This window comes from Methyloceanibacter sp. wino2 (assembly GCF_003071365.1).
Lineage (GTDB): Bacteria > Pseudomonadota > Alphaproteobacteria > Rhizobiales > Methyloligellaceae > Methyloceanibacter.
Window position 1 is genome coordinate 417,580 of the sequence record NZ_CP028960.1, and the last position, 22,565, is coordinate 440,144.

The 22,565-nt window shown below is 64.0% G+C and carries 22 protein-coding genes and 1 tRNA gene; 6 read left to right on the forward strand and 17 right to left on the reverse strand.

The features are described 5' to 3' along the window. Positions 1-22 precede the first annotated feature (22 nt). The 7 genes from DCY11_RS01960 to DCY11_RS01990 all read right to left on the reverse strand — a co-directional run bounded on the left by DCY11_RS01960 (position 23) and on the right by DCY11_RS01990 (position 7,083). Complete coding sequence (locus tag DCY11_RS01960) at positions 23-961, reverse strand: phosphoribulokinase (RefSeq protein WP_108681007.1); 939 nt, start codon at positions 959-961, stop codon at positions 23-25. 35 nt (positions 962-996) lie between these two features. Continuing rightward, complete coding sequence (gene glpX, locus DCY11_RS01965; RefSeq protein ID WP_108681009.1) at positions 997-1,992, reverse strand: class II fructose-bisphosphatase; 996 nt, start codon at positions 1,990-1,992, stop codon at positions 997-999. Between the two features lie 212 nt (positions 1,993-2,204). Next, a complete protein-coding gene (locus DCY11_RS01970; protein ID WP_108681011.1) occupies positions 2,205-3,125 on the reverse strand; it encodes an ABC transporter permease in 921 nt (306 codons plus the stop codon). After that, positions 3,122-4,114, reverse strand: coding sequence for an ABC transporter permease (locus DCY11_RS01975; protein ID WP_108681013.1), 993 nt, complete (start codon positions 4,112-4,114; stop codon positions 3,122-3,124). Before DCY11_RS01975 ends, DCY11_RS01970 begins: the two co-directional genes overlap by 4 nt. A 45-nt stretch (positions 4,115-4,159) precedes the next feature. Beyond that, entirely contained in the window at positions 4,160-4,786 is a 627-nt protein-coding gene (locus tag DCY11_RS01980; RefSeq protein WP_108681015.1) for a hypothetical protein, read from the reverse strand. 171 nt (positions 4,787-4,957) lie between these two features. Beyond that, complete coding sequence (locus tag DCY11_RS01985) at positions 4,958-5,503, reverse strand: SRPBCC family protein (protein ID WP_108681017.1); 546 nt, start codon at positions 5,501-5,503, stop codon at positions 4,958-4,960. A 26-nt stretch (positions 5,504-5,529) separates the two neighbouring features. After that, the gene (locus DCY11_RS01990; protein ID WP_108681019.1) at positions 5,530-7,083 is read right to left on the reverse strand and encodes an ABC transporter substrate-binding protein; all 1,554 of its coding nucleotides are present in this window, start codon (positions 7,081-7,083) and stop codon (positions 5,530-5,532) included. 157 nt (positions 7,084-7,240) lie between these two features. On the opposite strand from DCY11_RS01990, the gene bioD reads away from it, so the two are divergent. After that, positions 7,241-7,873: a dethiobiotin synthase gene (bioD, locus tag DCY11_RS01995; RefSeq protein WP_208430495.1), complete on the forward strand. Its 633-nt coding sequence runs from the start codon at positions 7,241-7,243 to the stop codon at positions 7,871-7,873. Continuing rightward, complete coding sequence (gene bioA / locus DCY11_RS02000) at positions 7,870-9,219, forward strand: adenosylmethionine--8-amino-7-oxononanoate transaminase (RefSeq protein ID WP_108681023.1); 1,350 nt, start codon at positions 7,870-7,872, stop codon at positions 9,217-9,219. Before bioD ends, bioA begins: the two co-directional genes overlap by 4 nt. On the opposite strand, the gene DCY11_RS02005 is transcribed toward bioA, so the two are convergent. The 3 genes from DCY11_RS02005 to DCY11_RS02015 are packed head-to-tail and all read right to left on the reverse strand — an operon-like array spanning position 9,205 to position 11,735. Further along, on the reverse strand, positions 9,205-9,951 hold the full coding sequence (locus tag DCY11_RS02005; protein WP_159079730.1) for a methyltransferase domain-containing protein: 747 nt from the start codon (positions 9,949-9,951) through the stop codon (positions 9,205-9,207). The two genes, bioA and DCY11_RS02005, sit on opposite strands and share 15 nt — an antisense overlap. Next, positions 9,917-10,546 (reverse strand): alpha/beta fold hydrolase, encoded by a 630-nt coding sequence (locus DCY11_RS02010; protein ID WP_108681028.1) that lies wholly within the window; start codon positions 10,544-10,546, stop codon positions 9,917-9,919. The genes DCY11_RS02005 and DCY11_RS02010 overlap by 35 nt, the downstream gene beginning before the upstream one ends. A gap of 1 nt (position 10,547) precedes the next feature. After that, on the reverse strand, positions 10,548-11,735 hold the full coding sequence (locus DCY11_RS02015) for an 8-amino-7-oxononanoate synthase (protein ID WP_108681030.1): 1,188 nt from the start codon (positions 11,733-11,735) through the stop codon (positions 10,548-10,550). 164 nt (positions 11,736-11,899) lie between these two features. On the opposite strand from DCY11_RS02015, the gene bioB reads away from it, so the two are divergent. After that, positions 11,900-12,829 (forward strand): biotin synthase BioB, encoded by a 930-nt coding sequence (bioB, locus tag DCY11_RS02020; protein ID WP_371515021.1) that lies wholly within the window; start codon positions 11,900-11,902, stop codon positions 12,827-12,829. A gap of 16 nt (positions 12,830-12,845) precedes the next feature. After that, positions 12,846-13,733, forward strand: a complete 888-nt coding sequence (locus DCY11_RS02025) for a D-amino-acid transaminase (protein ID WP_108681034.1) — start codon at positions 12,846-12,848, stop codon at positions 13,731-13,733. Here the strand turns inward: DCY11_RS02025 and DCY11_RS15380 are convergent. Beyond that, entirely contained in the window at positions 13,667-13,861 is a 195-nt protein-coding gene (locus tag DCY11_RS15380; protein WP_159079731.1) for a hypothetical protein, read from the reverse strand. The two genes, DCY11_RS02025 and DCY11_RS15380, sit on opposite strands and share 67 nt — an antisense overlap. Positions 13,862-14,127: 266 nt before the next feature. On the opposite strand from DCY11_RS15380, the gene DCY11_RS02030 reads away from it, so the two are divergent. Next, positions 14,128-14,964 (forward strand): quinoprotein dehydrogenase-associated SoxYZ-like carrier, encoded by an 837-nt coding sequence (locus tag DCY11_RS02030; protein WP_108681036.1) that lies wholly within the window; start codon positions 14,128-14,130, stop codon positions 14,962-14,964. Between the two features lie 93 nt (positions 14,965-15,057). On the opposite strand, the gene DCY11_RS02035 is transcribed toward DCY11_RS02030, so the two are convergent. Further along, positions 15,058-15,624, reverse strand: a complete 567-nt coding sequence (locus tag DCY11_RS02035; RefSeq protein WP_108681038.1) for a hypothetical protein — start codon at positions 15,622-15,624, stop codon at positions 15,058-15,060. A gap of 652 nt (positions 15,625-16,276) precedes the next feature. Here DCY11_RS02035 and asnB point away from each other — a divergent pair. Continuing rightward, positions 16,277-17,719 (forward strand): asparagine synthase (glutamine-hydrolyzing), encoded by a 1,443-nt coding sequence (gene asnB / locus DCY11_RS02040; RefSeq protein WP_245409424.1) that lies wholly within the window; start codon positions 16,277-16,279, stop codon positions 17,717-17,719. Between the two features lie 71 nt (positions 17,720-17,790). On the opposite strand, the gene DCY11_RS02045 is transcribed toward asnB, so the two are convergent. The 5 genes from DCY11_RS02045 to mreC all read right to left on the reverse strand — a co-directional run bounded on the left by DCY11_RS02045 (position 17,791) and on the right by mreC (position 22,512). Next, positions 17,791-17,866 (reverse strand) — tRNA-Lys (locus tag DCY11_RS02045). Between the two features lie 128 nt (positions 17,867-17,994). After that, on the reverse strand, positions 17,995-19,149 hold the full coding sequence (rodA, locus tag DCY11_RS02050) for a rod shape-determining protein RodA (RefSeq protein WP_108681042.1): 1,155 nt from the start codon (positions 19,147-19,149) through the stop codon (positions 17,995-17,997). Next, entirely contained in the window at positions 19,146-21,041 is a 1,896-nt protein-coding gene (mrdA, locus tag DCY11_RS02055; protein WP_108681043.1) for a penicillin-binding protein 2, read from the reverse strand. Before mrdA ends, rodA begins: the two co-directional genes overlap by 4 nt. Beyond that, on the reverse strand, positions 21,038-21,547 hold the full coding sequence (gene mreD / locus DCY11_RS02060; RefSeq protein ID WP_108681044.1) for a rod shape-determining protein MreD: 510 nt from the start codon (positions 21,545-21,547) through the stop codon (positions 21,038-21,040). The genes mrdA and mreD overlap by 4 nt, the downstream gene beginning before the upstream one ends. Then, positions 21,544-22,512 carry a rod shape-determining protein MreC gene (gene mreC, locus DCY11_RS02065; protein WP_159079732.1) on the reverse strand — a complete coding sequence of 323 codons (969 nt, stop codon included), beginning with the start codon at positions 22,510-22,512 and terminating at the stop codon, positions 21,544-21,546. The genes mreD and mreC overlap by 4 nt, the downstream gene beginning before the upstream one ends. Between the last annotated feature and the right edge of the window lie 53 nt (positions 22,513-22,565).

The following is a 22,565-nucleotide window of genomic DNA, read 5'->3' on the forward strand; positions in this document are numbered from 1 at the left end:
GTTGTTGTGACGCGTCCAACGCCTAGTAAGCGCGAACGCCCATCGCCGCCTTGACCGCGTGATAGCCCACGAGAAGCTGGGTCAGCGCCAGCGGGTGGCTCTTACGCGCGCCATTGGCTCCGTTGGCGATATCGATACGACCGACCTGGTCGCGCAAGTGACCCGCCTCCGGGATGAGATTCCAGAGCAGATCCTCGATCCGCTCGGCTCTCTTGTCGGAGATATTGCCGTTGATCTCAAGTACGTCGACGGGTTTTCCATCCCTATCGCGCGCGAGCTCGAGATGCAGGCCCGCATTGCTGCTGCCGTCGAACAGCGGCGAGAAGTCCGGGTGCGGCAATGTGGGCCGCAAAAGATGCCGCACGCTGAGATGGGTATCAGTGTCGTCCAGCTCCTGAGGCGGCAGGAACCGGATGACGATATCGGCGAACGTGCGCTGCGGATGAATGAATTTCGAGCTGTCACGCTTTCGCCGTTCGAGAGAGGCGACAACGTCCTCCAGCTTGTAGTTCCGCTTCGTCGTGTCCCGGTGGATCTTCCACTTGATCCTCAGGTCGTCGACCGGATCGAGGTAGATTTTCACGTCGTAGCAGTCCCGCATGGCGCGCGTGCTGTAGCCGAGCAGGCCTTCCACAATCACGAACTCGGTCGGTCTGAAATAGCGCGGACGCCCCAGAGTCCCGTTGTGGTGGCAATAGACGGGCTTCAGGACCGGCTCGCCTTTGCGCAAGAGCCGCAGGTGCTGCTCGAGGACGTCGATGTAATTCGCGCGCGGGTCGAGGGCGGAGAGACCGGCGTCGTTCCGCTCCTTCCGCTCAAAGCAGTGGTAATCGTCCGTGCAAAAGACCGAGCAATGCTCCTCGCCCAGAATCTGTGCGACTCCGGCCGACAAGGTCGTCTTTCCAGACGCAGAATCACCCACGATTCCGAGGATGATCGGATGATCTACTCGCTTGGGCATATCCCTTCCCAGGCGTCTCCAACCGTTATGGCTTATTAGGCGACGTCGCGAGCCGCCACACTCGCAAGGCGGTCGGTCGGCAGATAGCTCGTCATGATCTGCCGTTCGCCCGTCGCACCGGTTATCATCATTGTCTGCACTTTATAGTGCGATTTTCCGCGCTCCACGCCTTCGAGCATAAGGCCCGTGGTGATGCCCGTCGCGCAAAAGAACACATCGTCCGAGGTTATGAGTTCGTCGCGCTGGTACCAGCGCGTGGTGTCGATGCCGGCATCGTGCACGGCCTGTGTCTCCGTCTGGAGCTGAGGATCGAAGCGGGCCAGGAACTCACCGCCGATGGCGCGAACGGCGCAGGCGGACATGATGCCTTCCGGCGTACCACCCGTTCCCATCAGCGCATCGATCGACGAACCCGGAACGGCCGCCATAAGTGCGCCGGCCACGTCGCCTGCCGGATACATCGCCACACGGGCGCCCGCGGCCAGGATCTCGTTTACAAGCTCGCGGTGGCGGGGTTTTTCCAGAACGAAGACGTTCAGATCGTAGATATCCTTGCCCAGGACCTTCGCAAGTTCCTCGAGCTTCTTTGCCGTTGGCCAGGACGGGTCGATCTTGCCGCGCGCGGGCGCCGCGGCCACGAACTTCTCCATGTAGAAGGCGGGCCCCGGGTCCATCATGGCGCCGCGCGGCGCGACAGCCAAAACCGCCAGGGCATTGGTGAGGCCGCGCACGAGGTAGCTGGTGCCCTCGACCGGATCGACGGCGATATCGGCCTTGAAGGCCGCGGTGGGGCGCCCCAAGCGCTCGCCGCGATGCGGCTGCGGGGCCTCGCCTGCCGTGGCCTCGCCGATGACGACCACCGCGTCGACTTCGATCTCCGCGAGCGCGGCCCGCATGGCTTCCAGCGCCGCATTACCGCCGTCATCCGCGTCGCCTCGGCCGATCCAGTTGAAGGCCGCGCAGGCTGCGCTCTCGGTCACACGGCGCAAAGCAAAGATGAGATCCGGATTGGCCGGGCTCGGGGTCTCCATGACGTCTCCTCCGCGGTGCCTTCGAGGCTCTGCTCTCAGGGCTCAGCTTTTTGGGGATTTCTGCCGTTCGCAGGCCGGCCGGACGCATATCCGGGCCGCCCCATGGCGCCACTCCCCGGGCGACTAGGCTCGCGCCCCTGTATATCTTATGGGTCGCCGTAGCCCAAATTATCAAGCGCTTTGGCCGTTTAGGGCGCCATTTCGGCGGAGGATCAGCCCGAATGGCGGCGCGGATCCAGCCAATCGCGTAAGCCGTCCCCCAGGACGTTGATCGAGATCAGCACGGCGATGAGAACCAGGCCGGGTAGAACCGTGACCCACCAGCTCCCCGCGAACATGAGGTCGTAGCCGGAGCGAATCAGCGTGCCGAGCGACGGCTTCGTGACCGGCATGCCGAGCCCGAGAAAGGACAAGGCCGCCTCGGCCATGATCGCGCCGGCCACCTGCGTTGTCGCCACGATGATCAAGGGCGAGAGGCTGTTGGGGAGGATGTGGCGGCGCAAGATGGTCCAATCGGTGTCGCCCACCGCCCGGGCCGCACGCACATAATCCTTGGTGGCCTCGACCAGCACCGCTGCGCGGGTGGTGCGGGCGAAAATGGGCCATTCCGCGAGGCCGATCACGACGACCAGCAGCGGTACGGCGAACAGGTTGAGCGCCTCACCGCCGAGGCCGGCGCGCACCAGCGCCATGGCGACGATCGCCATCATGAGGGTCGACAGCGCGAGCTGGATATCCGCCAGGCGGGTGACGACGGCATCGACACGCCCCCCGAAATAGCCCGCGAGCAGCCCCAAGGTCACGCCGATCGCGGCCTGGATCAGAACCGCCAGTATCCCGATCAGGAGCGAGATGCGGGCGCCATAGAGGATGGCGCTGAGGAGGTCGCGGCCTTGCGCGTCGGTCCCCAGCGGAAAGCGCGCTTCGCCCCCTTCCTGCCAGGCCGGGGGCAGTTCGGCATCCAGAATGTCGAACCCCGCAAGATCGAATGGGTCCTGCGGCGCGATCACCGGCGCCAACAAGGCCGCCACTGCGATGACGACCAGCACGATGAAGGCAAGGCCGACGCCCGGCCGCCCGCGCGTGAAGGCGATCACACCATTCGGCCCGGCGGCTGTGGAAGACGCGCTCATCGTGCCCCCTCCAGGCTGACGCGGGGGTCGAGCGCCAGGCTCAAAAGGTCGACCAGCGTATTCACCACCACGAACAGCAGCCCGACGAGCACGAGATAGGTCGTGATCAGGGGAATGTCGGAGCGCGTCACCGCCTCCAGAAACAGAAAGCCCATGCCGGGCCACTGGAATACGGTCTCCGTCAGAAGGGTATAGGCGACCAGCGTGCCGACCTGCAGGCCGCCAACCGCCACGAGCGGAAGCAGCGCGTTGCGTAGCGCGTGGACGATCCAGACGCGCAAGGGCGATGCTCCTTTTGCCCAGGCGGTGCGCACATAGTCATGGCCCAGCTCGCCGAGCATGGCGCTGCGCACCAGCCGGACGAAGAGCGGCAGCATGATCGAGGAGAGCGTGAGCGCCGGCAGTAGAAGGTGCTCCAGGCCGTCGCGGGTGAGGAGCCCTGTAGTCCAGGGCCCGATGGCGACGGTCTCACCGCGTCCGAACGCCGGCAGCCACCCGAGCCAGACGGAGAACACCGTGATGAGCACGATGCCGGTGAGAAACACGGGGATCGAGATCCCGAGCACGCTTAAGCCCAAAACCAGCCTTGCGCCGAGCCGGTTGGGCCGGACGGCGCAGTAGACGCCTGCCGGGACGCAAAAGAGCAGCACGATGAGGCTCGCGCCCAGCACCAATTCGAAGCTCGCCGGAAACTTGGCCAGCACCACATCGACGGTCGGCTTCTTGTAAATGAAGGACGTGCCGAGATCCCCGTGGGCGGCCCGGCCGAGATAGTCGGCAAACTGGACGGGCCACGGGCGGTCGAGACCTAACTCCTTGCGCAACTCGGCACGCTCCGACTCCGAAACGACCTGCCCCGTGAACTCGCGGATCGGATCGCCAAGGCTCTCGCGTACCGCAAAGGCGATGACCAGGATCGCCAGCATGACGAGCAGCGCCTGAACGAGCCGCCGCGCGAGGAAGGCAAGAGCGGAAAGCAAACTATCCATTGCGCCGCGTCCCCGGATCGAGGCGCCGCGCCGGGCCGAAGCCGCTCAACGCCGCGTCAAACCAAAGCCGATGGACGCCGCCACCAAGGCTTGCCACGGCACGAACATCACATGCGGCATGCGCAGCACGGCCGCCGGGTACAGCATGATGCCCGCCACCGCGCCCGCAAGCACGATCAGCCCCCAGTTTTGCGGCCGGCGGATCGCCGCTGCCGGAATTCCGGCGCCGAAAGCCGACAGGCCCGCCCCGACAGCACCGGCCACCACGCCCCCGATAATGAGTCCGGAAGCTTCGCGTGTCGCCTTCGCACCAGTCTCGGAGCCGAACGCACCCGAACCGATCAGAAATTGATAGAGGTCGTTGGCCGTGTTCACGGCTGCCAGCCAGCCGAGGAAGACCAGCACGGCCGTCAGCAGGCACTTGCTCGCCTCGCGCGACACCCAGGCCCACATGCAGGCAGCGATACCAATCGCGAACGCGAGGCCCGCATGGAGCGGGCTGCTGGCGGCGTTGAGGATCAGCCCGTCTTCTTCGAGGCGGATCGACGGCAAGGGCGACGGCAGGCTCGAGATCAGACCTGTCAGGATTCCAACCAAGGCCATGGTCAGAACGACGCGCGCGCGATTGGGCAACCGCGGCTGGGTGTCGTCCTTCAGGAAATCCCAAACCATTACCTTTAGCGGGCAATGCCAATGTCGCTGCCGCGCCCCCCTAAGCCGTTGCCGCTCATAGCCGCCCGCGCGGGGATGCGCGCTTCGGCGAACCACATGATGCAACTATAGCCTAGGCGCCGATATCAGACCAATTGACCTGGACCACGGCGGCCACAGTCGAACTCTGGTTCAGGACTGCTCCGAGACGGACTTCAGCCGGGACAGGCCCTTGTCGATGTCGTTGCCCATCATGCCGAGGCCGTTAAAGACGACACAGAACGCCTTCTCCACGAAGTTGTGCGTCCCATGCATCGCCCAGGTGACCTCGGTTTGCTCGCTCCCTGTCGGGTCGGCTTTGGGCGTGAAGCTGAAATCCGAGTTGGTGCCGCCTTCAAACGGCCTGGTGAAGGTCACCTCGATGTTGACGGCCTTATCGGGATCGCTTTCGACGATGGTCATCTTGCCGGCCCCGACATTGTCGTCGCCGTCCCAGGTCATCGCGGCGCCCTTCCCTGCCTCGGGTCCTTCGAATGCGACCTTGGCATCGGGGTCGAGCTTCGCCCAAGGCGACCACGCCTCCCATTTGCGCAAATTGTCGACGTTTCCGAAGACGGTGCCCGCGGGTGCGGCGACGGTCACCGAGCGTTCGACCCTGTACTCGTCGGGCTGGAGTGCGACGTAAATCGCGAAGGCGCCGATCAGCACCAAGAGCACGAGCAGAATTTTCTTGAACATGGCCAATCCTCCCCAGAAGGCGCGACCTAGTCGATCACGAGGTCGGCAAGATAGGGCATGTCTATGGCATTCACGATGGGCTCGATATTCACATTCTTGCGTGCGGCCCAGGCCAGGTGCTGCCACTGAATGGGCAGCAGCGCCGCATCGTCGGCGAGGATGCGCTCGATCTGCCTAAGGACCTCGGCGCGAGCTTCAGGATCCATCATCGTCTGCGTCTGCATTGTCAGCCGGTCCACTTCCGGGTTCGAGTAGTCACCCGCGTTGTACTGGCCGTACCCGGTCTTGGCATCCGGCGTCATGGCCAGGAACTCATAGAAATTCGCCGAGTCCTGCGTGTCTGACTGCCAGCCGATCATCAGGATATCGCCATCGCGCTGATCGAAGCGCTGCCAATACTGGGCCTTCGGCATGGTCTGCAGATCGACCTTGATGTTGATCTTTGCCAGCATGGCGGCCACCGCCTCGGCGATACGGGCATCCCCCACGTAACGATTGTTGGGCGCGATCATGGTCACCGAGAAGCCGTCCTCGTACCCGGCCTCCTTCATCAGCGCCTTGGCCTTCTCTATGTCGTAAGGGGGCGTCAGATCCGGATCATGCCCAGCGTAGCCTTCGGGACTGAGTTGCCCGGCGGGCGTCGCAAAGCCCCGCATGATCTTCTTCGCGATCCCCTCGCGGTTGATGGCATAGCTCATGGCCTTGCGGACGCGAGGATCCTGGAAGGCCTCGACGCGATCCTGATTCAACTCGAAGGTCAAAATCCGCGTCGACGGCATGGTGACGAGCGTGCAGCAGGACGCTGCCTCCAGGCGCTTGAAGTCCGTGGGCGGAACGGGTGCGATGAAGTCCACGTCGCCGGCGAGCAGCGCGGCCACCCGGGTCGCAGGCTCCTTGATCGGTGTGAGGATGATCTTCTCGACATTGCCGGGCGAGTCCTTGTCCCAGTAGTCGTCGACGCGCTCCAGCTCGAGCCGGATACCTTGCTCGCGCTTCGACACGCGGAACGGCCCCGTCCCACTGATGTGGGACGACGCGAAAGACGACCCGTGTTTCACTACCGCATCTTTCGGCCGGCCGTTCTCGTCCATGCCTGAATAGAACTCGCGGTCCATGGGGAAGATGTAGGTGGCCAGATTGAGCGTGAGCGGATACGGCGCCTTGGTGACGATGTCGACCGTGTGCGCGTCCACTGCCTTCGCCGATTCAAATGGCTCGTACAAGGCTTTGAAATCTGGACTCTTCTTGAGGCGCTCGAAAGTCCAGACCACGTCGTCCGCCGTCAGTTCCCGTCCCGAGTGAAACGTGACGCCCTCCCGCAAATGAAAGCGCAAGGTGACGTCGTCGACCTGCTCCCAGCTTTCCGCCAGGCGCGGCTCGAACGAGTTGTCCTGTCGCCGGCGGACCAGCGGATCGAACACCAGATGCGAGAGCTGCAGCGTCGCGCTGGCGAGCTGCTCATGGGGGTCGAGCGAGGTCGGATCGGCGTCGTAGGCCATCCGAAGCGTCTTGCCGTCGGCAGTCGCGATCGAGGCGCAACCAAAGAACGCCACGAGAAAGATCGTCAGAAATCGGCTCATGGATGCGATTTTTCGCCCAACTCGGCGCTTGCCGTCTAGACGAAAACGATGTGAGCGGCATTTTGGCCGCCAAAGGTCGTACCCTGGCACTCTTGCCTCCCGGTCCCGGGCCGATAAAGTCCCCCACCCGCGCCCGAACAACGCTAGGAGTGCCGCATTGTCCGGCTTTTTCGTTACAGGCACCGACACCGAGGTCGGCAAGACGCTGGTGTCCGCCTGGCTGCTCACCCAACTCGACGGCGCCTATTGGAAGCCGATCCAGGCCGGCACCGTTCCAACCACGGACTCGGCGACCGTTCAGCAACTGGCCGAGCTCCCCGTCAGCCGCGTCCTGCCCGAGGCCTATCTCCTGCCCGAGCCCATGGCGCCGCACGAATCCGCGCGCCGGGCCAACATCGCGCTGGACATGGAGAAGATCAAACTGCCGCCGCACGACGGGCTCGTCGTGGTCGAGGGCGCGGGCGGCCTGATGGTGCCGATTGCGGACGGTGCCTACATGATCGATCTTGCGGACGCGCTTGATCTTCCCATTCTCCTCGTCGCCCGCTCGACGCTCGGGACCATCAACCATACGCTTCTTTCGCTGGAAGCCATCCGACGGCGCGGGCTACCGCTCGCCGGTGTCGTCATCAGCGGGCCCGAAACGCCGCATAACCGGGCGGCCATCGAACGCTTCGGCAAGGTCGAAGTGATCGCCGAGATTCCACAGCTTGAGACGGTCAACCGCGACACGCTGAAGGCTATCGAGCCGGAACTCGATCTTCTCAAACTTGCAACGGTAAGGCCGTGAACGAACACTCGAATCTACAGGGCTCGCAGTCCGCAGAAGAGATCATCGCGCTCGACAAGCGCCATGTCTGGCACCCCTACACGCAGCACGGTATCGAAGTCGAACCGCCCGTGATCGCGCGCGCCAAGGGCGCCTCGCTGTTCGACGCGGACGGGCGCGAGATTCTGGACATGATCTCGTCCTGGTGGACGTGCACGCATGGGCATGCCCATCCCAAGATCAACGCGGCGCTCGCCCGCCAGGCTGACACGTTGGAACACATCATGTTCGCCGGCTTCACCCATGCGCCGGCGGTCAATCTCGCCAAGGCGCTCTCCGAGCTGTTACCCGGCGATCTGAACCGGGTGTTCTTCACCGATGACGGCTCCACCGCCGTCGAGACCGCCATCAAGGTCGCCTACAAATCCTGGGTCAATCGCGGCCAAACCCGTCGGACGTTGATCGCCTTCGACGGCGGCTATCACGGCGACACGCTCGGCGCGATGTCGGTCGGCCGCAGTTCCCAGATGTTCGGCGCCTTCAAGGATTTGATGTGCGACGTCCGGGTCGTGCCCTACCCCGCCACGTTCGAAGGCGACGATGCGGTCGAGGAGCGCGAGGCCGGAGCCCTGTCCGCGCTCGAGGCACTTTTGGCAAACCACAAGCAAAACATCGCGGCGATGATCATCGAGCCGATGATGCAGGGCGCGGCCGGCATCCGCATTTGCCGCCCGAGCTTTCTCAAGCGCATGGTGGCCATGGCGCGCGAGGCCAAGGTGCTGGTGATCTTCGACGAGGTCGCGACCGGCTTCGGGCGTACCGGCAAGCTCTTCGCCATGGAGCATGCGGAGGTCACGCCCGATATCGTCTGCCTGTCCAAGGGTCTGACGGGCGGATACATGGCGCTCGCGGCCACGGTCGTGCGCGATCAGCTGTTCGATATCTTTCTCGGACACGATTTCGACCGGGCCCTACCGCACGGCCATTCGTTCACCGGCAATCCGCTGGCCTGCGCGGTGGCGCTGGCCTCACTCGGCCTCTACGAAGAAGAGCAGACGATGGCGCGGATCGCCGAGATCAATGCGCATCACCGCACGATGCTCGACGTCCTGGCGGCACGTACCGACGTGATGCGGCCCCGGACGCTCGGATCGGCGCTCGCCTTCGATTTCGGCAGCGACACCCAGTACCAGTCGGAGGCGAGCCTAAAACTTCGGGCTTGGTATCTGGCGAACGGGCTCAACATTCGGCCCATCGGCTCGACGGTCTATCTGATGCCACCCTACTGCATCACGGACGAGGAACTCGCCCGCGCCTACGCCACCATGATCGAAGGCATGGACCGGCTGGCTTCAGGGTCGCTCTAGACGCCCATAGACGATGTGCCAGGTCACGCGGCCGCCGAAGCGGATATTGGTCGCGCGGATGGCCCTGCGCAGCGCGCCCGGCGAGAGCGGGTCGTACCCGTCGCGGGGATGAAGACCGCCCACGGCCTGCATGCGCCGGAGGAAGGAATGTGAATCCTTATCGGGCGTTAGATGCTCTTCTTCGACCACGCCGGGCAGTTCCGGCAGATACGGTGTGCCGCTCGGCAGACCTTCGGTGGCGAGCACGGTGCGCCATTCCGCGAAGCTGTCGGGGCCTAAGGTCGCGAACAGGAGCACGCCGCCCGGTGCCAGCCGGCGCCGCAGTCCCGTCAGCACGGCGACCGGGCCGTTCAGCCAGTGGAGCATCATGCTGGTGACGATCAGGTCGAGATTCTCGTAGGCGATGGGTGCGGCTGCATCCATGACCTCGTAAGAGACGTTCGCGCCCGCGCCGTCCAAATTGTTGCGGCAGGCTCCAATCATGCCGGGAGCGGCATCGGTCAGATGGAACTCGCCTTCGGGATAGCGCGCCACGAGATGACGGCTCAGCAGTCCGGTCCCGCAACCGAGCTCCAGCACCTTCGGTGTCTTGAGATCGGGAAGGTGTTTCGCGAGCTTTGCCGCGACATCGGCCTGCAGCCCGGCATGCGCTTCGTACACGTCCGCCTTCGCGCCGAACCGGGCCGCGATGGCGGCGCTACGGCGAGACAGAATTGGCGAATTCAACGACATGCTTGGCACACCACTCCGGAAACTTGATCGGCAGGACATGGCCGCCTTCGGCCCGCCAAACCACATTCTCCTCGCCCCAAATGGCCTCGGTCATCGCCGGCGGGACGATGAGGTCGTCTCGGGTTGCAAGGCTAAGAACTGGACATCTAAGGCTTTTCCGAATGTCCTCTGCGTCCCACTGTATTAGCCAATCGAGCCCTTCGCGCAAGCGGTCGGCGTTCAAAGCCGCCGCCGGCGCAAAGCCGGGCGCCCCGCATGATCCCCAAAAGGCCTCCATCGTACCGGCCGGATCGCGATCGATGCCCCGCTTCAACGCGACGACACGGGACTTCGGCACATGGGGGCAATAGCGGTCGAAACCCTGGATGGACACCAGCCCCCGGAACCGGGCGCCCCCGTTCTTGAGCAGCCACAGCACGCCGAGCGAATGTCCGATCGCGATCGCATCCTCGGGCCAGTCTGGATCGACAGAACTCTCAGCGCCTTCGACGAAGCCCAGGTCGACCACAGTCGTTTCGGCGCCCCCGAGTTGCGCGATCAGGGGTGCCCAGATGGACGCGTTGAATCCCCAGCCGTGAACGAGAACAAAATGCATCTCAGTTCGACGCCGCCTCGGCCAAGCGGCTCGCGGAAGCCTCCAAGGCCGCCAATAGCTCGTCCACATCCTCCGGCCCGTGGGCGGCCGTGAACACGCAGCGGACACGGGACGTCCCCTGCGGCACCGTCGGGGGGCGGATGGCGGTCGCCCAGAACCCGGCTTCGCGTAAGGCCTCGCTCATTCGAAGGGCGTCTTCGGCCGTGCCGGCGACCACGGGCACGATCTGGGTCGAGGACCCCGCCGTGTCGTATCCAAGGCCGTGGGCCTCGCGGCGGAAATGGGCCGAAAGATCCGCCACGCGAGCGCGCTCCGCATCGAGCGTCGGCAGGAGGTCGAGCGCCGCATCGATCGCGCCCAGGACCTGCGGCGGGAGTGCCGTCGAATAGATCAGCGCGCCGCAGCGGTTCACGAGGTAATCGCGCATGGTGTCCGAGCAGGCGACATAGGCGCCGAAACTCCCCAGCGCCTTCGAGAAGGTGCCGATCACCACGTCGGCGCCCTGGGACAGCCCGCGGCCGCCCTCCCCGAGGATGCCGGTGGCGTGGGCGTCGTCGACCACCAGCATCGCGCCATGCTCGCGCGCGAGCTTCGCGATTTGGGGGATCGGCGCAATATCGCCGTCCATGGAGAACACGCTCTCGGTCAGAATGAATTTAGGGCGCTGGTGCGTGGCGTGCCGGTCCAGCAGGTCAGCGAGATGACCTGCGTCCAGATGCCGGTACCGGATTTGGGCGACGCCCGCGGCCTGACAGCCGAAATGCATGCTGGCGTGGTTGAGGCGGTCGGAAAAGACCAGCGGGTCGGCGCCGAGGACCTGCTTGTCGAACAGCGCCTTCAAGACGCCCGCATTGGCCTGGAAGCCCGAGGCCATCACCAGCGCCGCCGGCTTATTTTTGAGCGCAGCGACCTTCTGCTCGATCTGCCTGAAGAGTTCCAGATTGCCGGTGACGAGGCGCGAAGCCCCCGAGCCCGTTCCAAACTCCCTCGCCCAGGCGCAGGCGCGCTCGATCAGGGCCTCGTGGAAGCGCAAGGCCAGATAGTCGTTGCTGGCCAGATTGACATAGGTCCGGCCGCACACCTCCAGCGTCCGCGCCTCGCGCGCGGCGATCTCGGTCAGATCCCGCCGTAGCCGCTCCCGGCTCAGCTTCTCGAGGAAGGCTTCATATCGGCTTTCGCTTGCCTGCATGATCCTGTATTAGCGTTAGGTCTTATCCCCAGCAATCAATGGCTTGGAGTCCCGTGACAGAAACGTTGGAAAGCTTGAATCCTTTCAAGGGTCTAATTCGCCAGGCGGAACGAGAGGGCGAGCCCCGCCCTGCCATACGCCATGACTGGCAAACCTTCGAAATCGTGGACCTGCTTCAGGCGCCGCTGTTTGAGTTGCTGGACGAAGCGCGCGCCGTCAACCGCCGGTTCCATGCGGACGGGCAGGTTCAGCTCGCGAGCTTGCTTTCCATCAAGACCGGCGCTTGCCCCGAGGATTGCAAATACTGTCCGCAGTCCGCGCACTACGCCAAGAAGACGGGCCTGGAGCGTGAGTCCCTGCTCGACGTGGACGACGTCCTCTCCAAGGCGAAGCTCGCCAAGGACGCCGGGGCCTCCCGCTTCTGCATGGGCGCAGCCTGGCGCCAGGTGAAAGACGGGCCCGAGTTCGACAAGGTCCTCGACATGGTGCGCGGTGTGCGGGACCTCGAAATGGAAGCCTGCGTCACGCTGGGCATGGTCACGAAGGATCAGGCGGACCGCCTCGCCGAGGCGGGACTCACCGCCTACAACCACAACCTCGATACCTCGCCCGAGTTCTACGAAGAGATCATCACCACGCGGACCTATGAGGACCGGCTGGAGACAATTGCCAATGTGCGTAGCGCCGGTGTCGAAGTCTGCAGCGGCGGCATCATCGGCATGGGCGAGACCATCGAGGACCGCGCGCGCCTGCTCCAGGAACTGGCCACGCTGGACCCGCACCCGGAAAGCGTGCCGATCAACGCCCTGGTGCCCGTACCCGGAACCCCCCTCGAAAGCCAGACCAAGGTCGAGCCGCTCGAACTCGTCCGCATGGTGGCGACGGCGCGCATCCTGATGCCGACCTCGTTCGTACGGTTGTCGGCGGGGCGTGAGGCGCTGAACCGCGAGGCGCAGATCCTGTGTTTCCTCGCCGGCGCCAACTCGATCTTCTACGGCGAGAAGCTGCTGACCACCGCCAACAACGACGCAGCCGACGACCGCGCGCTGATCGAAGAGGCGGGGCTAAGGATCAAGCCCGTCTGCGCTTCCTGAGGTTTCCGACCCGCCAATGTCCCGCATCGTCTATGTGAACGGCGCATTCGAGCCCGAGGAAGAGGCGAAAGTCTCCGTATTCGACCGGGGATTCCTTTTCGGCGACGCCGTCTACGAGGTGACGGCGGTCCTGGATGGGCGGCTTGTGGACTTCAAAGGGCATCTCGCGCGCCTCGACCGGTCGCTCGGCGAGATCGAGATTCCCCGCCCCATGCCGGACGAGGGTCTGCGCGAAGTGCACGAGACCCTTATCGCCGAGAACCAGGTGGACGAAGGGGTCGTTTATCTCCAGATCAGCCGCGGCTCCGCCGAGCGAGACTTCGCCTATCCCCCCTCGCCTCTCCCGACCGTTGTCGCCTTTACCCAGACGCGCCCGCTTGTGAACACACCCCAAGCCGAGACCGGCGTGGACGTGATCACCATTCCCGACATTCGCTGGAAGCGGCGGGACATCAAGTCGACCTCCATGCTGGCTCAGGCCATGGGCAAGCAGGAAGCGAAAGCCCGCGGCGCCTATGAAGCGTGGATGGTCGAGGACGGCGCCGTGACCGAGGGGACGTCATCCTCGGCCTTCATCGTGGATGCGCAGGGCGTGCTCCGCACCCAGCCCCTGGGACCGCAAATCCTGCCGGGCGTCACGCGGCGCGCGATCCTGCGGCTGGCCGAGGTCGACGGCGTGTCCTTCGAGGAGCGCCCGTTCAGCGTGGAGGAGGCCTACGGCGCACGCGAAGCCTTCCTGACGGCGGCGTCAGCCTTCGTGCTCCCGATCGTGACGATCGACGGCCGCGCCATCGGCACCGGTGAACCGGGGCCGATCGCCCGCGCCTTCCGAGCGCACTACATCGCCGAGGCCCGCGCCGCGTCCGCCTCAACTAAGCGCGTATCGGGCGGCAACGCCGAGTAGTACTCCTTCTTCGTGTTGTCGACGACACACGAGAGCCAGTTGTCGTCCCCGAACTTGCAGCCGTGCCGCTTGCTCTGCACCAAGGCCAGGATCGCGATGGCCACGATCACCAAAAGCAGAAATCTCATCGATAAGTCCCTCCACGCACCGAAGCCATCATAGTGCAAGACGGGCCGGCCCAAGGCAAAGGCCGCGGATCGGTGGCATGCCGCGGCGGCCTGCCGGGTGGTCAAGACTCCATTCGCGGGCCTTGGAGAAGTGGCGGTCGTAACCAGAACTCTGGACGGCCGCCGTTTGAAAAAGGCTCATGCTTTCAGTGCATTGATGACGCCTCTTCTGCCACTCGCCCGCGACCGCGCCATGGTAATTTCGAGACCCTACCTAAGGAGGCCACATGCGCGCTGCCACCCCCCTTGCCCTGCTCGCCTTGGCGACGATTTTGGCGTGGCCCATGGCCGCTCCCCAACCGGCCATGGCCGGCGAAGCCGATTTGCCGGACGTCTGGACGGCCTTGCGGGCACAAACCTTCGGCGACCGCGCCATCGCCGAAGAGGACGGCATGGTCACGCTCGATGCGCCCGTGACCGCACTGGATGCCGCGGTCGTTCCCCTAACCGTGCACATTCCCGCCTCTGTCGAGGGTCGGCCGAAATCGCTGACGCTCTTCATCGATCAGAACCCGGACCCGAAGGTGGCAACGCTGACATTTGGGCCGGCAGCAGGCGCCGAGGGAGAGCGCTTCTTCAACACCCGCGTCCGCATCGAGCGATTCTCCCATGTGCGTGCCGTCCTCGAGACGGAAGACGGCACGCTGCACATGGCGACGAAATACGTGCAGGCGGCCGGCGGGTGCGCGGCCATGAATGCGAAAGACCCCGATGAAGAGCGCAAAGGGCTCGGCCGCATCCAGGTGAAGGCCGTCCCGCCGGAGCAGGTCGGCAGCCCGAACTGGACCGGCCAGGTGATGATCAAGCACCCGAACAGCAACGGCATGCAGATGGACATCGATAGCGGCGGTTACATTCCGATGCGCTACGTCAAGGATGTCTCGGTGTCGCGCGACGGAGAGGAAGTCTTCTCCCTCGACGCCACGTTCTCGATCTCGACAAATCCCAACTTCCGCTTCTCCTTCGGCAAGGGCGACGAGAACGCGCTCGAGGTTACGATCGTCGACACGGACGGAGAGACGTTCGAAGGTAAGACCGGGCCGGAAGCTTCCAAGGACTCGTGAGCGGCAACTCCCGGGTCAACGTCGATGCGCATCCGGTGACTGCTTCTGATCCTATCGGACTTCGGTCTTGCCTACCTTCAGGGTCTCGTCACCTCAGTACTCCAGGGCAACCGTTGCGCGGAGAGCCACGTCGTTCGAATTATCGGTCAAACCAAAAAGTGCACCGACCCCCATGACCCATTCGGCGTCGTTGCCGGGGCTCTCCATCTCGTTAGCTTCGGCGTAGGGCTTGGAGAACCAGTACACACCTGAGCCAAACAGATGCTCTTGCTCTCTGGCGGGGCCAGCGTTCGCGAGGTCTTCAATCTCTCCAAAGCCAAGCGCGGCGACTGACCAATGCGGGGCGAAGCGATATTGAAGCTGCGCGGCGTATTCCAGGCCGAGAGCCTCCTGATCGGCGTCGTCTATTTGTTCGACCAGCACCGGATTGAGCGTGGCGAGCCACCTGCCTTGGGAAAGCTCCACCACCGGACCGAACTCGAACTCGTCGGGCTCGCCGCCGTCCACGAACTGAGAAAAAGGTCCATAGCCGAGCATCAGCGCGAGACCGAAAGAGCCGCCATCGCGTGGCACGAGTACAAACTGCGTCTCGAACCCGACCGACACAAACTCGATGTCGCCGCCAAACTGCTGCTCGACATTTGGCGTGACTCTCACCATCCACCAGTCGGAAACGGCATACTGGAACTCGACTTCATGGCTTTGCCGAATCGCATCGTCAGTGGTCGAGGGCGACCCCCAGTGCTGCGCGCCGCGATATTCGACCTCGATCTCGCCTTCTCTCCGTCAACTTACGGGATCTCAAACTCTGCCCACGCGAGTGAATCGGCCAACATCATCCCAACGAACGTGCCGAGCGCGGCTATTCTAGCCGTCTTGTCCATAGGCTCCCCCCTGTTTTGGGAAAAGTCTATTGGGACGAGACTGACAATCCACTGATAGAGCAGGAACTACACTGGCAGACTTGCGGGAAGTCTTGGCATGATCTCGCGGGAGAATTTCCCGGATGCCTTAGTGCACCAGGTGTCGCGATTGGCGAAACGGTCCAAACCCTAGCGAGGATGAGCGACCAAGGAGATTTTGGCCGCTTTTCAGCCGCTTTCGGCACCTCGCCTCCCTACCATTCTCGCCGGCCAGACGCCTCCTCATGAGCCCAAACAGGCACGCCCAGCTGTGACCGCCTCCACAAGTGGTCCTTGTTTGTAGTATGGCTCTCCTGCCGCAACGGCAATTTCAACAACAATCAAGCGGGGCAAAAATGTGTGGCTTTGTCTGTCTTTGGAAAATCGATGATCTGGACCTGGCACGGAGGATGATCGACAAGATCGCCCATCGCGGACCTGATGAGGTGCGTGTGAGCCAGGTCCCTAACGTGCCCGCAGTGATGGCCCACTGCCGGCTATCGATCATTGGTTTGGAGACGGGAGCCCAACCGATCTATTGCGCCGACAATCTGCTCGTAGCCAACGGTGAAATATACAACTACGCAGACTTGCGGGCCATTCTTGGTGAGAGTGCCTTTGAGACCCTTAGCGACAGTGAGACGATTTTGCGTCTGTTCCGCTCGGATGCCGCGCGATGGATCTCAAGGCTCGACGGCATGTTTGCGTTCGTCTTGGCGACGCCGGATCGAATCATCGCCGCGCGCGATCCCCTGGGGATCAAACCGCTCTACATGGCCCGCATAGGCGACGGTTTGGCTCTTGCCTCGGAGTTGAAGGCGTTCGATGGGCTTGGCCTGAGCAATGTCGAGACCATTGACCCGGGCGCAATGTTCGACAGCGTGGACGGTTTTCGCGAGTGGTATCGCGTGCCACAAGGTGCCGCCGAGTTGGAGCCCGGTGAGAAACCGGAACCGATCTGGCGTGAGTTGCGTCTCGTCCTCGAAGCTGCAGTGCAAAAATGGATGGTGGCCGACGTCGAGGTGGGTGCATTTCTGTCCGGCGGGCTGGATTCCTCAGTCATCGCGGCGCTCGCGGCACGCGCTATCGACCGTCCGCTAAAGACCTTTTCCGTCGGCACCGAAGGAAGTCCTGATCTTGCGGCCGCACGCGCGGTCGCCGAACATATCGGCTCAGACCATTACGAGCACGTGTTCACCCCCGACGACCTCGTTCAGATCCTGCCGCATGTGATCTACCACCTTGAGAGCGCCGATGTTGACGTCGTGCCGAGTGCCCTGCCAACACATTTCGTGACGAAATTGGCCCGTCGCCATGTGAAGGCGGTGTTGACCGGCGAGGGCGCGGACGAGTTATTCGCTGGCTATGCGTACCACCACGCCTACGCTCGAAAGCCCAGAGCCCTCGCGGACGAACTCACGCGGTCGCTTGGCGCCATGCACAATATCAACCTGCAACGAGTAGACAGAATAACGATGGCTCAAGGCTTGGAGGCAAGGACGCCGTTTCTTGATCGGGACCTGATCGACTTCGCTCAATCGATTCCCGCCTCTCTGAAGATCAGGGTTGACGAGCGGACGCACGAGACGACGGAAAAATGGATCCTGCGCAAGGCATGCGAGGATCTGCTCCCGGCCGAATTGGTCTGGCGCAAGAAAGCTCAATTTGACGAGGGAAGCGGAACAGCCGCCGCCCTTGACGAGGCGCTTTCTCGACTGGTCGGCAAGACGCCCCCCATCGATAGCGCGAGCGAAGGCAAACTTTACGAGCGTCTGCTGCGCGAGCAGTACAAGGATCCCGACCTCATTCTCGACAATGCCGGAATGTGGAGTGCCGAACGGATCGTTGCCTAATATGCCCCGCCGCCCAAATGGACGGAGCATCGCTGCAAGGGGTCACCGGGGAAATGCGTTTCCCGAAATGGTGGTGGGCGCACAAGGACTCGAACCTTGGACCCGCTGATTAAGAGTCAGCTGCTCTACCAACTGAGCTATGCGCCCTCAGAGCTTTCAACGTCACGTGGCGTGACCGCTCTGGTCTGGCGCTTGTCGAAGCGCCAAGGGAGGAGCCTTTAGCACCGAGACAGGCGGGCTGTCCAGGTCGGTCGCGCCAAAAAATGCGGTTTGGCCTACCAGAGGCCGCCGAGCTCAGATTGCCGGAATGTCACCCGCCGGTTGACATGGGCATTCAGCACGAAGCCGAAGCCGATCATCATGGTCAGCATGGATGTGCCGCCATAGGAGACGAGCGGCAGAGGCACCCCGACCACGGGCACGAGGCCGGTCACCATGGCCACGTTGATGAACACATACGCGAACAGTGTCAGCCCCATGCCGCCCGCGATGAGCTTTGCGAACATGCTGCGGCAGCGCAGCGCCATGAAGGTGATGAACACCAGTGCCAGCAGATAGAGCGCCAGCAGGATGACGGCGCCGACAAATCCCATCTCTTCCGAGAACATCGTGAAGATGAAGTCGGTGTGCTTCTCGGGCAGGAAGTTCAGCTGGGCCTGGGTGCCGTGCATGAACCCCTTCCCGCTGAACCCGCCGGAGCCGATAGCGATCTTGGACTGCAGGATGTGGTAGCCCGCGCCGAGCGGATCCGTCTCCGGGTCTATGAAGGTCAGCACGCGCTGCTTCTGGTAGTCGTGCAGCATCTCCCAGGCATGGGGCAGCGCGACTACGACCGCGACGATAGCCCCGGCGAAGTAGAACCAGCTCACGCCGGCCAGGAACATCATGCCGCCGCCGATGATCGCGAACAGCGCGGCTGTGCCGAGGTCGGGCTGGGCCAGCGCCAGCAGCGCCGGCACGCCGATCATGAGCAGCGGCGGGATCAGCGCATCGGGGCGCCAGATCTTCTCCGGCGGCAGCCACTGATAATAGCGGGCGATCGCCAGGACCAGGGCGATCTTCATCATTTCCGAGGGCTGGAAGCTCATTTCCCCGACGCCCAGCCAGCGCCGCGCGCCGCCGCTTTCCACGCCGATGAGCGGCACCAGCGCCATGAGGAAGAGCGCCAGGATGAACAGCGGGTAAGCGCCTTTCAGCCACCAGCGAATGTCCGAGAAGGCAATGGCGAACAGCAGCGCCAGGCCGACGCAGTAACGCATGACCTGCCGCGACGCCCATGGATCGAACGAGCCGCCGGCCACCGAATAAAGCGCGGCGATGCCGATGAGAACGATCGCCGTGATCAGCGCCAGAAAGGGCCAGTTCAGCAGCAGAAGCTTCTTGGCGAGATCCAGCTTTACCGCCGGTCCTTGCGCGAACAGCATCTTCATCCGTCGTCTCCGGCGACGGCGACCTGCCGCGCGACTTCATCCCTGCTCAGGCCCGCGAAGGCCGGCGCCTTGGCGGAATCGCGCAGAAGCGCTTCGGTCATGACGTCCTTGACGATGGGCGCCGCGGCGCTCGATCCGCCGCCGCCATGCTCGACGACACAGGCGGCCGCATAACGCGGCTTGTCGGCCGGTGCGTAGGCGATGAACAGCGCATGTGTCTCGCGCTCATAAGGAGAGAGCTTGTGCTCGTTATGCGCGTTCACGACCTGCGATGTGCCGGTCTTACCAGCCATCATGACCCCGGGAATCTCCAGCGCGGAACGGCGGGCGGTCCCACGGGGCTCGTTGACGACGCCAAACATACCCTTGCGGACAATATCCAGATGTCTGGGATCGAGTTGCAGCGCCGGCCAGTCGGGCTCCGGATCGTCCGGTGTGAGAACGAGCTTCGGCAGGACGGCCCGGCCCGTTGCGACACGGGACGCCATGACAGCAAGCTGGAGCGGCGTGGAGGAGACGAAGCCCTGACCGATGCCCGCGATGACCGTCTCTCCGCCGTACCACGGCTCCATCAGATGCGCGCGCTTCCAGGCCACGTCGGGAATGATCCCTTCCTTCTGGCCCGGCAGTCCGCAATCGTAGACCCGCCCCATGCCGAGATGCCGGGCGACGGCCGCCAGGTGATCGATGCCCATGCGTTTTGCGGTTTCGTAGAAGTAGACGTCGCAGGACTGCTTGAGGGCTTGGTGCACATCGATGCCGCCGCCATGAGCGCGCCAACAACGGAACCTGGCGCGGCCCAGCCGATAGACGCCGGGGCAACTCATCGTCTCCCGCGGGGTGATCACGCCCGCATGGAGCCCCGCCAGCGCCGTGACGACCTTGAAGGTCGAGCCGGGAGGATACTGGCCGCGGATGGCCCGGTTCTGGAGCGGCTGATCCTTGGCGCGCGCGATCCTGCCCCACGCTCTGGGATCGACCTTGAAGACGACCTCGTTGGGGTCGAACGTAGGCGTAGAGGCGAGCGCGAGGATCCCTCCCGTCTCGACATCGAGTACGACCACTGAGGCGACCCTGTGCTCCTTCAGGCGCTCCTGCGCCACCGCCTGGAGATGATGGTCAATGCTGAGGACGAGGTCCTTGCCCGGCGTGCTCGGGGTCGAGCCCAGTTCGCGGACGACGCGGCCGCGCGAGTCCACTTCGAATTTCTGCGTGCCGGGCGTGCCGCGCAATTGCTCGTCGAAGGTTTTCTCGACACCCGCCCGTCCTGCGCGGAAGCCGGGAAGCCGCATAACCGGATCGAGGTCCACCTCCTCTTTGCCGGCCATGCCCACATAGCCCACCAGATGGGCCATGGGACGCGCATGATGGTATTTGCGATAGGCCGAGCGATCCGTCTGCATCCCGGGAATTTGCGGCGCCAGGACGTTGAGCAACGCGAACTGGCGCCACGTCAGCCCTTCCGCGACGAGCACGGGGTAGTAGCCGCTCTGGCGGGCCGCCGCGCGCATGACGCGATCGCGGGCGCCCCGGGGGATGTCCACGATCCGAGAGAGCCTATCGAGCGTCTCCGGGAGGTTCTTGGAAAACGCCGGCACCACGAGCAGACGCAAATTCTCTTTGTCTTCGGCGAGGATCGCGCCCGTGCGGTCGCGGATGGATCCGCGCGAGGGCGCCGCGAGCTGAATCATCAGGCGGTTCTCGTCGGAGAGGAGCCGATAGTCGGAGGCCTCTTCGATCTGAAGCTGGTGCAGCCGCCAGCCCAGCAGCCCGAACAGGCCGGCCTGCGCGCCGCCGACCAGCAGCGCCCGCCGCGAGAAGCGGTAGCTTTGCTTGCGGACGTAATCGGGCTTTTTCTTCGCCCCGTAGTGAAGCGCCTTCGACCTCCTCATGCGGCCCTCCGGAAGAGCGTCCGGCGCGAATGACCGATTTGTCCGGACTGGACCCAGAGCAGCCCGTACAGCACGACCGGGAACACGGCAATCGACGTTGCGACGCCGAATACGATCGGCCACCAATCGATCCAGCGCAGGTAGAACAGGCTGGCCAGCAGCCAGCCGAACAGTCCGAGTACGGAGATAAGCGCGGTCCAGACGAGCCACTGCTTCCAAAGATCACGGCGCTCCCGGAACGAGCCAGGCTTGAGCCCGACCGTCGCGGCGACCAGGCACATCAGGGCCCAGAAACCCAAGGGGCCGCCGCTGAGAAGGTCAGCGAGCAATCCAAGAACGGCCGCCGCCGCGGGATGAAGTTCGGTACCGGGGATCGCACGCCAGCAGAACACCATCATCACGACCAGCAGAGGCAGAATAAATGTTGCGTCGGCCGGCAATCCCCAAGGTACGGCGGTGGCGATCACCGCGATGAAGACAGAGAATACCGGGAGGAACCGCGTCATCGCTCAGCTTGCGCCTGCTCGGTGATCGGCGGCGATATCGTGGCGGGGGATATGGCCGCAACCGGCGCGAGTGGTACGGCCGGAGCCGCGGCTGTCCGGTCTTCCTCCGGCTCGGCGTCAGGTGAAGCCGACAGAGGCCCGCGGTTGCCGGCGACAATTTCCGGGTCCGTCCGTTTGAGGGCGGGCGCATCGAAGAACAGTACGCTGACGGCATCAAGCGAATTGAGATCGGCGAAGGGCCGGATTCTGTAGGCTCCGGGCTCCCCGACGACCATGCCGACCCGCAGACCGCGCGGTAGAACGCCATCGCTGCCGGAGGTGTAGACCTCATCGCCCGCATAGATCTCCGCGCCCTCTTCCAAGAATCCAAGCTGGAGTTCGGGGCTGTTGTCTCCCAGAGCCACGCCGCGCGCACCGCGCGGCCCCACCAGGACCGGGATACGGCTGTTGAGATCGTTGAGCAGAAGCACCCGGGCGACACTGTCACCGGCCTCCACGGTGCGTCCTACGAGCCCGTCACCGTTGATCACCGCGTAACCGATCCGCAAACCGTCGTTGCGCCCGAGATTCACCAGCGCGCTTCTCACGAACGGACCGCGCGCGTCGGCGATTACCTGCCCGGTCGCGTAGACGAGCGCGGGCTCTTCGGCGGCGTGCAGAAGTTTGCGCAGGTGAGCTACCTTGCGCTCCAGGAGCTGGGTGCGCCAGCGCCACTGCTTCAGCTCCTCGTTCTGCTTGGTCAGCCGGTCGACTTCTCCGACCGCGTCCTGATGGACGCGCACATAGAGGCGAACGCGATCCACCGCCCGCCGCGCCTCGATGGCCGGCACCGAGGCCAGTTCCAGGAACGGCGCCGACAGATCGACCAGTTCGTCGCGGGCGTCCTCGAGGATCCCATGACCGATCCGGCTGAGAACCAACAAAACAGCGCATAGGAAGTAGAGGCCGAAGCTCAGAAACTCCACCGGCGCCGACCAAGAAGGCCGGTGTCGTTGGAACAGAGATGGGCTGCGCTTGG

Excerpts from the sequence above, each read along its gene's own strand:
- DCY11_RS01960 (WP_108681007.1), bottom strand. The coding sequence starts at position 961 with ATGCCCAAGCGAGTAGATCATCCGATCATCCTCGGAATCGTGGGTGAT.
- glpX (WP_108681009.1), bottom strand. The coding sequence starts at position 1,992 with ATGGAGACCCCGAGCCCGGCCAATCCGGATCTCATCTTTGCTTTGCGC.
- DCY11_RS01970 (WP_108681011.1), bottom strand. The coding sequence starts at position 3,125 with ATGAGCGCGTCTTCCACAGCCGCCGGGCCGAATGGTGTGATCGCCTTC.
- DCY11_RS01975 (WP_108681013.1), bottom strand. The coding sequence starts at position 4,114 with ATGGATAGTTTGCTTTCCGCTCTTGCCTTCCTCGCGCGGCGGCTCGTT.
- DCY11_RS01980 (WP_108681015.1), bottom strand. The coding sequence starts at position 4,786 with ATGGTTTGGGATTTCCTGAAGGACGACACCCAGCCGCGGTTGCCCAAT.
- DCY11_RS01985 (WP_108681017.1), bottom strand. The coding sequence starts at position 5,503 with ATGTTCAAGAAAATTCTGCTCGTGCTCTTGGTGCTGATCGGCGCCTTC.
- DCY11_RS01990 (WP_108681019.1), bottom strand. The coding sequence starts at position 7,083 with ATGAGCCGATTTCTGACGATCTTTCTCGTGGCGTTCTTTGGTTGCGCC.
- DCY11_RS02005 (WP_159079730.1), bottom strand. The coding sequence starts at position 9,951 with ATGTCGTTGAATTCGCCAATTCTGTCTCGCCGTAGCGCCGCCATCGCG.
- DCY11_RS02010 (WP_108681028.1), bottom strand. The coding sequence starts at position 10,546 with ATGCATTTTGTTCTCGTTCACGGCTGGGGATTCAACGCGTCCATCTGG.
- DCY11_RS02015 (WP_108681030.1), bottom strand. The coding sequence starts at position 11,735 with ATGCAGGCAAGCGAAAGCCGATATGAAGCCTTCCTCGAGAAGCTGAGC.
- DCY11_RS02025 (WP_108681034.1), top strand. The coding sequence starts at position 12,846 with ATGTCCCGCATCGTCTATGTGAACGGCGCATTCGAGCCCGAGGAAGAG.
- DCY11_RS15380 (WP_159079731.1), bottom strand. The coding sequence starts at position 13,861 with ATGAGATTTCTGCTTTTGGTGATCGTGGCCATCGCGATCCTGGCCTTG.
- DCY11_RS02030 (WP_108681036.1), top strand. The coding sequence starts at position 14,128 with ATGCGCGCTGCCACCCCCCTTGCCCTGCTCGCCTTGGCGACGATTTTG.
- DCY11_RS02035 (WP_108681038.1), bottom strand. The coding sequence starts at position 15,624 with ATGGTGAGAGTCACGCCAAATGTCGAGCAGCAGTTTGGCGGCGACATC.
- asnB (WP_245409424.1), top strand. The coding sequence starts at position 16,277 with ATGATCGACAAGATCGCCCATCGCGGACCTGATGAGGTGCGTGTGAGC.
- rodA (WP_108681042.1), bottom strand. The coding sequence starts at position 19,149 with ATGAAGATGCTGTTCGCGCAAGGACCGGCGGTAAAGCTGGATCTCGCC.
- mrdA (WP_108681043.1), bottom strand. The coding sequence starts at position 21,041 with ATGAGGAGGTCGAAGGCGCTTCACTACGGGGCGAAGAAAAAGCCCGAT.
- mreD (WP_108681044.1), bottom strand. The coding sequence starts at position 21,547 with ATGACGCGGTTCCTCCCGGTATTCTCTGTCTTCATCGCGGTGATCGCC.